The 11,139-nt window shown below is 71.3% G+C and carries 7 protein-coding genes and 1 pseudogene; 6 read left to right on the top strand and 2 right to left on the bottom strand.

What is annotated here, in order from left to right; all coding sequences use genetic code 11:
- Nucleotides 1–1,356: pseudogene (locus GT042_RS19395) on the top strand (NAD-binding lipoprotein); the annotation flags it as partial.
- Here GT042_RS19395 and GT042_RS19390 read toward each other — a convergent pair.
- Entirely contained in the window at nt 1,341–2,333 is a 993-nt protein-coding gene (locus tag GT042_RS19390) for a multicopper oxidase domain-containing protein (protein ID WP_161309990.1), read from the bottom strand. The pseudogene GT042_RS19395 and the gene GT042_RS19390 overlap by 16 nt on opposite strands.
- Before the next feature lie 202 nt (nt 2,334–2,535).
- Between GT042_RS19390 and GT042_RS19385 the strand changes: the two genes are divergently transcribed.
- Both GT042_RS19385 and GT042_RS19380 read left to right on the top strand, forming a co-directional pair.
- A complete protein-coding gene (locus GT042_RS19385; protein WP_161309986.1) occupies nt 2,536–5,016 on the top strand; it encodes a ThuA domain-containing protein in 2,481 nt (826 codons plus the stop codon).
- A 62-nt stretch (nt 5,017–5,078) separates the two neighbouring features.
- A complete protein-coding gene (locus GT042_RS19380) occupies nt 5,079–7,244 on the top strand; it encodes a family 16 glycoside hydrolase (protein WP_161309989.1) in 2,166 nt (721 codons plus the stop codon).
- 82 nt (nt 7,245–7,326) lie between these two features.
- On the opposite strand, the gene ligD is transcribed toward GT042_RS19380, so the two are convergent.
- A complete protein-coding gene (ligD, locus tag GT042_RS19375) occupies nt 7,327–8,367 on the bottom strand; it encodes a non-homologous end-joining DNA ligase (protein ID WP_202533179.1) in 1,041 nt (346 codons plus the stop codon).
- Nucleotides 8,368–8,442: 75 nt separating this feature from the next.
- Here ligD and GT042_RS19370 point away from each other — a divergent pair, with 75 nt between their 5' ends.
- The 3 genes from GT042_RS19370 to GT042_RS19360 all read left to right on the top strand — a co-directional run.
- Nucleotides 8,443–9,510, top strand: a complete 1,068-nt coding sequence (locus tag GT042_RS19370) for an ATP-dependent DNA ligase (RefSeq protein ID WP_161309985.1) — start codon at nt 8,443–8,445, stop codon at nt 9,508–9,510.
- 163 nt (nt 9,511–9,673) lie between these two features.
- Nucleotides 9,674–10,735, top strand: coding sequence for an NAD-dependent epimerase/dehydratase family protein (locus tag GT042_RS19365; protein ID WP_161309984.1), 1,062 nt, complete (start codon nt 9,674–9,676; stop codon nt 10,733–10,735).
- 161 nt (nt 10,736–10,896) lie between these two features.
- A partial coding sequence (locus tag GT042_RS19360) for a glycosyltransferase (protein ID WP_161309987.1) occupies nt 10,897–11,139 on the top strand: 243 nt, incomplete at its 3' end.

The raw sequence follows: 11,139 nt of genomic DNA, 5'->3' as shown, positions 1-11,139 counted from the left end.
GACCCCGAGGTGCTGCGGGTCCTGCTCGCGCTGCGCGCGGTCGCCGGCGAGGGGCCGGACGGCCCACCGGTGCTGGCGGCGGTACGGGACGACCGTTACCGCGCGTCGGCCCGGCTGGCGGCGGGGCCACAGGCCACGATCCTGGAGACGGACGCGGTCACGGCCCGGCTCGTCGCGCAGTGTGTCGGCCGCCCCGGTCTCTCCCTCGTCCTGCGCGACCTCCTCGACTTCGCCGGTGACGAGTTCCACCTCACCGACGCCACCGCGTTCTCCGGCGCTCCTTTCGGTACGGCGCTGCTGGGGCATGCCGACTCCTGCGTGATCGGGCTGCTCACCCCGCAGGGCCGTACGCTGCTGAATCCGCCCGCCGACACGACGGTCACACCGGGGAGCCGGCTGATCGTCCTGGCCCGCGACGAGGCCGGCGCGCGCCCGGAGGACTGCCGGCACCTCGTCGACCCGTCGGTGATCGCCGGGGACCGGCCACCACCGGAGAACCCCGCGCGCCTGCTGATGCTCGGCTGGAACCGCCGGGCTCCCCTGGTCGTGGAGCAGCTCCGGCACACGGCCCGGCCCGGTTCCGTCCTGGACATCGTGACGGACCGGCAGTTGCCAGGGCCACGGGAGGCGGAGACGGCTACGGGGACGGAGGCAGAGGCGGCGCAGGAGGTGGACCGGCTGGCCGTCCGGTTCCGGTCCGCGCCCCTGTCGCGGCCCGAGACGCTGCTCGGGCTCGACCTCACCCCGTACGACGGTCTGGTGGTCCTCGGCCCCGACCCCGGCGACGGGCCGGACCGGCCCGACGACTGGACGCTGGTCACTCTGCTGGCGCTGCGGCTGCTGGAGCAACGCGCCGGAGGGCGGGAGTTACGGGTCGTCAGCGAGCTCACGGACGACCGCAACCGCCCTCTCGCACCCGTCGACCCCGGTTCCGACGTCATCGTCAGCGGCGAACTGACCGGACTGCTCATGGCGCAGATCGCGCAGAACCACCATCTGGCCCCGGTCTTCGACGAGTTGTTTGCCGCGGAGGGCAGCCTGCTCTGCCTGCGTCCGGCCGGGACGTACGTCCGCGTGGGGTGCGAGGCCACCTTCGCCACGGTCGTGGCCGCCGCCCGCGACCGCGGCGAATGCGCCATCGGCTACCGCCGTCACGACCGGCGGATGTCGGCGCCCGACTACGGGGTCCGGCTGAACCCGCCCAAGGGGGAACGACGTGAGTGGGGTGCCGGGGACCACGTGGTGGTCGTCACGACCGACCCGACGGTGTCCGCCCGGACGGCCGGGACCGTCCGGGCCTCCGTGGCCGACACCGCCGGGGAGGACGGGGTTCGCGCCCCTCAGTGGCCCGTGTGATCCCCGTCCGCCGGCGTTCCCGGGTGGTGCGGCTCGTAGCCCGGGATGGTGCCGTCCGGTTTCGCCACCAGGAACAGTCCCGCCATGCCCATGTCCGAGTGGCTCTGGACGTGGCAGTGGTACATCCACGCGCCCGCGCCCACGTGTTCGCCCGCGATGATCTGGAAGCCGAACGAGTCCGCCGGTCCGGTGATCTTGTTGTCGATCACGCGGCTCGGGTCGTCGGGGCCGGTGAGCAGGCCCGTCCTGTTGTCCGCCCAGCGGTGGCCGTGGATGTGGAACGTGTGGTAGTACTCGCCGTGCGTGATCATGATGACCTCGACGCGTTCCCCCACCGTGGCCTCGAAGTTGGGCGTGGCGGCGCCGGTCTTGTTGTTGATCGTCATGTCGTTGAAGACGATCGTGACCTGCTTGTCGGGCAGGATGTCGCCCTTCCGGCGCACGACGACGGGGCCGTAGAGACCCTTGCGGATGCCGCCGGTTCCGTGGTCCGTGCCCACCACGTGGTCGTGGTAGTGCCAGTAGCCCGCGCTGCCGGGCCGCCAGGTGCCGTCGGCGCGCTTGCCCGGGGTGTGGGTGCGCCAGGTGTACGTACGGGTCGCGCCGGGCTCCACATGGCTCCGGTTCATCCGGGTGCCGTCGCTGGCGACGTCGTAGTCCACGCCGTGCACATGGAGGCTGGCCGCCACGTCCGTCGTGTTCTCGAACTCGATGTGGAGGGTGTCGCCCTCGGTCAGCTCGATCAGCGGGCCGGGGATCGTCGCCGTGCCCTTCTCGAAGCCGTAGCCCAGCTGACCGTCCGCCAGCTTCTCGGCGTACAGCTTGAGATGGCGCACCTGGCCCCCGGCGGGCGCGGTGGGAGGGGGGGCCTCCGCCGAACTCGCGGCGGGCGCGGACGCCACCGACAACGAGGCCGCTCCGGTGGCGGCGACCGCACCGCCCGCCAACAGGCGCCGGCTGAAGCTCCTTCTGTCCATGGCCATAGCGAACTCCCCTGTGCCGTAAGGAGATGGACGGGGCGCAGGAGTCCCCGGGGACGGCCACACGGTAGAGCAGTGATCTTCGTTTATCCACACTCAGGACAAAGTTGGTGGGATTCCGTCCATAGCTATTGGCTGGGCGCCGAAAGGCGTCTAGCTTCAAGCGCTGTTGCTGTGACCAAAGTTGGGTGGGTGAACAATGCAGCGCGCACCACATCACCGGTCAAGATCCAGGCGCGGGGCGGCCGCGTTCCTGGTCGCCGGCACCATGGCGGCGTCCCTGCTGGGCGGCACCGCCGCCACGGCGAGACCGTTCCCTGAGCCGCCACCGACCGCCTTGGCCCTTCCGTCGCCGCCGGGCGGACAGAACGTCAAGGTCCTCGTGTTCCACGCCTCGGCCACCGAGGAGTCACCGCTCGTCAACGCCGGGATCGAGGCCGTCGAGTCGATCGGCCTCACGGGACCGGCGGCCGGCCGCTTCAAGACCGAGGCCACGGACGACGGTTCGGTCTTCACCAACGCCAAGAAGCTCGGCAAGTACAACGCGGTCGTCTTCCTCACCGGCGGCGGCGACGTGCTCGACCCGGAGCAGGAGGCCGGGCTGGAGTCGTACGTGGAGGCCGGCGGCGGCTTCCTCGGCATCCATGACGCGGCCCGTACGGAACCGTACTCCGACTGGTTCACCGGCCTGATCGGCGCGCGCCCCGCGGCCACCAGCCCGGCCACCGTGCAGCGCGCGACCGTCGAGGTCGCCGACCGGGTGAATCCGGCCACGAAGAACCTCCCCGTGGAGTGGAAGCGGCCCGACAAGTGGATCAACTGGGCGGCCAACCCGACCGGCAAGGTGCACACCGTCGCCAAGGTCAGGGAGAGCAGCTACCGGCCGGGCGCGGGCGCCAACGGCGTCGACCACCCGGTCTCCTGGTGCCGTGACTACGACGGCGGCCGGTCCTTCTACACCGGGATGGGCGGTACGGCCGAGTCGTACGCCGAGACCGACTTCCGCGAGCACCTGCGGGGCGCCCTCCAGTGGACCACGCGCCTCTCGCGCGCCGACTGCAAGGCGACCATCGACGCCAACTACACGGCGGCGAAGGTGACCCAGCCCAACCAGGCGGGCCAGCAGGACCAGATCGGCGAGCCGCACGGCCTGGTCGTCGCACCCGACGGACGGGTGCTGTACATCGGCCGCGGCGGCGGGGCGAACGGTGCTCCCGTCGTCACCGACTGGAACAACCCGGAGATGGGCAAGGGCCTCGGCCAGGTCCACATCTACGACCCCGCGACCAAGAAGGTCACGCTCGCGGGCGCCCTGACCGTCTTCGGCAACAAGGGCGGCGGCGACGAACTCACCAAGGTCGAGGAAGGGTTGCTCGGCATCGAGCTGGACCCCGCCTTCGCGGCCAACGGCTGGGTGTACCTGCACTACACCCCGCACTCCGGGCTCGACCGCGACAAGCGGATCGCCGAACGGCGCGTCTCGCGGTTCACGCTGGACCCGGTGACGAACAAGCTGGACCTGGCGTCCGAGAAGGTCCTGCTCAAGTGGCCCGTACAGGTCAACAGCTGCTGCCACGCCGGTGGCGGGATGGCCTGGGACTCGAAGGGCAACCTCTACATCGCGACCGGCGACAACAACTCGTCCGGGTTCAGCGACGGTTACTCGGGCAACAACCCGCAGCCCAACTACAAGGGCCTGTCGTTCGCGGACGCCCGCAGGACCGCGGGCAACACGAACAACCTCAACGGCAAGATCCTGCGCATCCACCCGCAGCCCGACGGCACGTACACCCTGCCGGCCGGGAACCTCTTCACGGGTGAGGAACAGGACGAGGGCGGCGACAAGACCCGCGGCGAGATCTACGTGATGGGCGTGCGCAACCCGGCGCGCATCTCGGTCGACCAGAAGACCGACATCCTCTACGCGGGCTGGGTCGGCCCCGACGCGGGCGCCCCGAGCACGACCTGGGGTCCCGCGAAGTACGACACGTTCGCGGCGATCACCAAGGCGGGCAACCACGGCTGGCCGTTCTGCATGGGCAACAAGCAGCCCTACCGGGACCGCAACCTCCCCGACCCGACGAAGCCGCTGGGCTGGTACAACTGCGACGCCCCGAAGAACGAGTCCCCCAACAACGACGGTCTGGTGAACCTGCCGCCCGTCACGGGCAACACCATCTGGTACTCCCCGCAGGGCGGCGGCCCCGACTTCCCCCGGGACGCCAACGGCGTTCCCAGCTACAAGGCCGAGGAAGGCACCTTCCTGCTGCCGTGGCTCAAGGGCGGCGGCCAGGCCACCATGGACGGCCCGGTCTACCGCTACAACGCGGCGACCGCGACGGCCGACGCGTGGCCGGAGTACTGGGACGGCAAGTGGTTCGTCGGTGACTTCTACGACGCCGACAACCCGCGCCACGCGGTGCTGACCGATCCCAAGACCGTCGGCAAGGGCGGACTGCCCATCACCGCCGAGTCGTTGAAGAAGATCATCCCCGTCGGCAACGGCGGCATCCGCAACCTCATGGACTGGAAGTTCGCGCCGGACGGCTCGCTCTACGTCCTGGACTACGGGCGCGGATTCTTCACCTCCGACTCCCAGTCCGCGCTGTGGCGTGTGACGTACAAGGGCGGCGCGGCGACGCCCGCCGCCGCGGATCTGGCCAGGAAGGCGACTCAGTGAGACAGCGATCAGTGAGACACCGACCTCTGCGCCTGTGGACGGCCCTGCTGGGCGCGCTGCTGATGGTGCTGGGCCTGACGTCGACGGCCGCCTACGGGCGCACCGGCGACCGTACGGCCGACAGCACGGCGGCGGCCCAGATCCTCAACTGGACGACGAGCGGCCGCACCGACCGGTACGTCACCTTCCCGACCACCGCGGTGGCGGGGGCGACGACCATCGTCTTCGAGAACAGCGTGGCCACCGGCAACGACATCGGAATGCCGCACACGCTGACCTTCGACGTGTCGGACCCCGAGTACAACAACGACGTACCGCTCAACATCCTGGCCAATCCGAGTGACGACAACGGCGGCAAGTACACCGTCGAGGTCGATCTCACCCCGGGGCGCTACCGCTTCTTCTGCACCATCCCGGGCCACGGCCAGATGCAGGGCATCCTGACGGTGACCGAGGCGGGCGGTGGCGACGACACCACCGCGCCCACCACCTCGGCCGCCGTGACGGGCCAGCAGAACACCGACGGCGCGTACGTCGGCTCCGCCACGGTCGCCGTGTCGGCGACCGACGAGGGCTCCGGGGTGGGCACGACGGAGTTCGCGCTCGGCGCGGACGGCGCGTGGCAGCCGTACACCGCACCGGTGGTGGTCAACACGGTCGGCTCGCACACCGTGCGCTACCGGGCGACCGACCAGGCCGGCAACGCGGCGGCCGAGAAGTCCGTCTCGTTCGCCGTGGTGGCGCCACCGAGCGGTGACTCCACCGCGCCGGAGACCTCGGCGACCGTGAGCGGCGACAAGGACCCGGCGGGCAACTACCTGACGATGGCCACGGTCACCGTCACCGCCTCGGACACCGGCACGGGCGTCAACACCATCGAGTACGCGCTCGGGGCGGGCGCGGCGTGGCAGCCGTACACCGCGCCGGTGATGGTCCACCAGGTCGGCTCGCACACCGTCCGCTACCGGGCGACCGACAAGGCGGGGAACGTGGCGGCCGAGAAGTCCGTCGCCTTCACCGTCGTGGCGCCGCCCGCGCAGGACACGACGGCGCCGGTGACCACGGCGGCCGTCAGTGGCACCCTGAACTCCAACGGTGCCTACGTCACCAGCGCCAAGGTCACCCTGTCGGCGACCGACACCGGCGGGTCCGGGGTGGACAGGACCGAGTACTCGCTGGACGGCGGTCCGTACCTCGCGTACACCATCCCCGTCATCGTCGACGCGATCGGTTACCACACGCTCGCGCACCGGGCGACGGACAAGGCCGGCAACACCTCGGCGGCCAAGCAGGTGTCGTTCTCCATCGCTCAGGGCGGTGGCGTCCCGGCGCCCAACTGCCCTGAGTTCGACGAGCGGTTGACGGTCATCGTGGGCGCGGTCGACACCGGTGTGCCGAACCGACTCACCCGCAGCCGGTGCACGATCAACGAGCTGATCGAGGACGAGAAGGACTGGTCGTCGGCGGCGCTGTTCCTCAAGCACGTGGACGGCGTCCTCGACAAGCTGCTGGCCGACAACGTCATCGACCAGCGCGAGTTCAACAAGATCACCAAGGCGGCCAAGCAGTCGAAGATCGGCAAGCCCGGCCAGACCGAGGGCTACCGCGACCTCTTCGACGGCACGGCTGCGTCCCTGGCCAAGTGGGAGCAGGTCGGCGGCGGCAAGTTCGCACTGTCCGGCGACGGTGCCATCACCAGCAGTACGACGGTGAACGGCATGGGCATGCTGTGGTTCCCGGAGCGCAAGTACGGCGACTTCTCGCTCAAGCTCCAGTTCCGCGACGACGCCCCGGGCACGGGCAACGCCAACGGCGGTGTGTTCGTGCGCTTCCCGAACGTCCACAACCACCCCGAGGAGTCCCGGCCCGAGTGGGTCGCCATCAACTACGGGCACGAGATGCAGATCCTCGACAACCCCGTCGGCGACATGTACAAGACCGGCTCGGTGTACGGCTTCGACCGGGTCGGCCTGGGCGGCGCGGGGGTCACCCCGAAGGGCACCTGGAACGACTACGAGATCCGCGCGGAGGGTCAGCACTTCACGATCCTGCGCAACGGTGTGGTGATCAACGAGTTCGACAACGTCGGCGGACAGGCCTTCACGCCGCCGCGCGCCGGTGACCCGGGGACGGACGGCCGGCGGTACGCCACCGGTTACGTCGGCCTCCAGGTGCACAGCACGACGGACGTGATCTCGTACCGCGACATCCGCATCAAGGAGCTGTAGGCACACGGCACTTCGCAGTGGCGTGACACCGAGGCCCTCACCGCACCCGGCGGTGGGGGCCTTCGCCGTGCCGCCGTCCCGGTCAGCCCTCCTGCTGGCCTTCCTCGTCCTCCGGCCGCGCCCGGCTCGGCTGGACCCGCTTCGGCTCCCCCGGCATCTTCGGATAGTCCGGCGGGTACGGGAGGTCGCCGAGGCCCTGGTCCCGCTCGTGCCGGTCCGCCAGCTCCAGCAGCCCCTCCAGGCTGTACGCGTGCTCCTCCATGTCCGCGTGCACATCGCCCAGTTCGGCGTAGCGCACCGGCATGGTCGCGATGTCGAAGTCCTGCGGGGCCACGTCGTCCAGCTCCTCCCACCGCAGTGGCGCGGAGACCGGGGCGTGCGGACGGGGCCGTACGGAGTAGGCGCAGGCGATCGTCCGGTCCCGGGCGGTCTGGTTGTAGTCGACGAAGATCTTCTCGCCGCGCTCCTCCTTCCACCACGCGGTGGTCACCCGGCCCGGGTTCCTGCGCTCCAGGTGGCGGCCGATCGTGATGGCGGCCCGCCGCACGTCGGTGAAGGTCCAGCGCGGCTCGATCGGGACGAACACGTGCAGGCCGCGTCCGCCCGACGTCTTGGGCCAGCCGCGCATCCCCAGCTCGTCGAGGAAGCTGTGCAGCTCGTGCGCGGTCCTGACGGCGTCCTTGAAGTCCGTGCCGGGCTGCGGGTCGAGGTCGATCCGCAGCTCGTCGGGGTGATCGGTGCGCCCGCGCCGTACCGGCCACGGGTGGAAGGTGAGGGCGCCGAGGTTCGCCGCCCAGAGGACGGCCGCCACCTCGGTCGGGCAGATCTCGTCCGCCGAACGGCCGCTCGGGAACTCGATCCGGGCGGTGGGGATCCAGTCGGGCAGGTTCTTCGGGGCCCGCTTCTGGTAGAAGAACTCGCCCTCGACGCCCTCCGGGTAGCGCTCCAGGGTCGTCGGCCGGTTCCGCAGGGCCCGGAGGATCCCCGGGCCCACGGCCAGGTAGTAGCGCGCGACGTCGAGCTTCGTGAAGCCGCGCTCCGGAAAATAGATCTTGGCCGGGCTGGACAGCCGTACCGCTCTGCCGCCCGCCTCCAGCTCCACCGCCGCACCCGCTGCACCCATGAGCGCCACCGTAGGCCGGGCGGGCCGCGAGCGCATATCGGGCGGAGCCGACCGTTCCCGGACACAATCGGGGACATGGATCTGCCGGTGATGCCTCCCGTGAAACCCATGCTCGCCAAGTCCGTGGCCGCGATCCCGCCCGGGATGCAGTACGAGGCCAAGTGGGACGGCTTCCGGGCGATCATCCACCGCGACGGCGACGAGGTAGTGATCGGCAGCAGGACCGGCAAGCCGCTGACCCGCTACTTTCCCGAGCTGGTGACGGCGGTACGGGACCGGCTGCCGGAGCGGTGCGTGTTCGACGGGGAGATCGTGATCGTCCACGAGGGGCGGCTGGACTTCGACAAGCTCACGGAGCGCATCCACCCCGCGAAGTCACGCGTGGACATGCTGGCCGAGCGCACCCCGGCGAGTTTTGTCGCCTTCGACCTGCTGGCCCTCGGGGACGGCACGCTGATGGACATCGAGCAGGCGCAGCGCAGGGAGGCGCTGGAGGCGGCCCTGATCGGCGTAGAGCCGCCGGTGTATCTCGCGCCCGCCACCACGGACATCGAGCGGGCGCGGGAGTGGTTCGAGCAGTACGAGGGCGCCGGGCTCGACGGGGTGATCGCCAAGCCGCTCGACCTGCCGTACCGGCCGGACTTCCGGGCGATGTACAAGATCAAGCACGAGCGGACGGCGGACGCGGTGGTCGCCGGGTACCGCCTGCACAAGAGCGGCCCCGTGGTGGGCTCCCTGCTCCTCGGCCTGCACGACGCGCGGGGCGTGCTCCAGCACGTGGGGGTGTGCGCGGCGTTCTCGATGCGGCGCAGGGCGGAGCTGGTCGAGGAGCTGGCCCCGCTGCGGATGGAGACGGCGGAGGGCCATCCGTGGGGCGCGTGGGCCGAGGAGGCGGCGCACGAGGGGGCGCGGCTGCCGGGCGGTCCGAGCCGCTGGTCCGGGACGAAGGACCTGTCGTGGATCGCGCTGCGGCCGGAGCTGGTGTGCGAGGTGGCGTACGACCACATGGAGGGCGACCGCTTCCGCCATACGGCGCAGTTCCGGAGGTGGCGTCCGGACAGGACGCCGGAGAGCTGTACGTACGCGCAGCTGGAGGAGCCGGTGGGGTACGACCTGGCGTCGGTGCTGAGCGGGCTGGAGTAGGGGCGGGGGCGCGGTTCTCCGGCAGGGGCTCGGTTCTCGTTCTCCGGCGGCGCACGGGCGGGCGCGGGAGGGGCGCGCAGGGCGCGGGCCGCGATCTTACGGACCGGTGACGCACCGGCGTGCGTCGGCACGGTGGGGCCGTTCGGCGCATAGCGTCACCGGCATGCGTGTACTTGTCACCGGAGGAGCCGGCTTCATCGGCTCACACATCGTCACGGCCCTCACGGCGCTGGGCCACGAGGCCGTCGCCCTGGACGCCCTGCTGCCGTCGGCCCACCCCGTGCCGCCCGCGCGCCCGCCGGAGGTGGAGTGGATCCACGCCGACGTACGGGACCGGGCGGCCGTCGACCGGGCGCTGCGCGGGGTGGACGCGGTCTGCCACCAGGCGGCGATGGTCGGCCTCGGCAAGGACTTCGCGGACGCGCCGGACTACGTGAGCTGCAACGACCTGGGGACCGCCACCCTGCTGGCCGCCATGGCGGACGCGGGGGTACGGGACCTGACGCTGGCCGGGTCGATGGTCGTGTACGGGGAGGGCCGGTACGACTGCCCCGCGCACGGGCGTGTCGCGCCGGGACTCCGCGCGGAGGCGGATCTGGCGGCGGGCCGCTTCGAACCCGGATGCCCGCTGTGCGGGGCGGAGTTGACGCCGGGTCTCATCGGCGAGGACGCGCGGACCGACCCGCGCAACGTGTACGCGGTGACCAAGCTGGCCCAGGAGCATCTGGCGGCGTCCTGGGCGCGGGCCACCGGCGGCCGGGCGCTCGCGCTGCGCTACCACAACGTGTACGGGCCCGGGATGCCCCGCGACACTCCGTACGCGGGGGTCGCGTCGTTCTTCCGCTCCTCGCTGGCCAGGGGCGAGGCCCCGCAGGTCTTCGAGGACGGCGGGCAGCGGCGGGACTTCGTGCACGTACGGGACGTGGCGACGGCGAACGCGCTGGCACTGGCGTTCGTACGGACGAGGGAGCCCGGCACGCTGGGCGCGTACAACACCGGAAGCGGCGAGCCGCACACCGTGGGCGAGATGGCCGGGGCGCTGGCGGCGGCGCACGGGGGTCCTGAGCCGGTGGTCACCGGGGAGTACCGGCTGGGCGACGTACGGCACATCACCGCGTCGTCGGAGCGGCTGCGGGCGGAGCTGGGGTGGCGGCCTGAGGTCGGGTTCGCGGCGGGCATGGCGGAGTTCGCGCGGTCGGGGCAGCGGGGGGTGGCGGTGCCGTGAGCGGGGGCCCGCGCCGCTTCGGCGGGGCCCGCCCCGGAGTCCGTTCCGTGGTGCTCGGTGCCGTTGTTGGGCCGAACGGGCGGAGCGGCTCGCACCTGCGGCGCTGTCCGTGTTTCGTAAGACCGCGTATCCCATTTGTCGGTTTCTGAATTCATACGGTGATGGACGTGACGTACTCGATCCCCACGACGGTTGACGTCGTACTCCCCTGTCTCGACGAGGCCCGGGCGCTGCCCTGGGTACTGGACCGGCTGCCCGCGGGATGGCGGGCGATCGTCGTCGACAACGGCTCGGCCGACGGCTCGGCGGAGATCGCCGCCGGGCTCGGCGCGACCGTCGTGCGTGAACCCCGGCGCGGCTTCGGTGCCGCCTGCCACGCCGGACTGCTCGCCGCCGAGGCGGAG

Source organism: Streptomyces sp. SID3212 (assembly GCF_009865405.1).
Lineage (GTDB): Bacteria > Actinomycetota > Actinomycetes > Streptomycetales > Streptomycetaceae > Streptomyces.
This window is presented reverse-complemented; position numbering and strand designations above follow the sequence as displayed.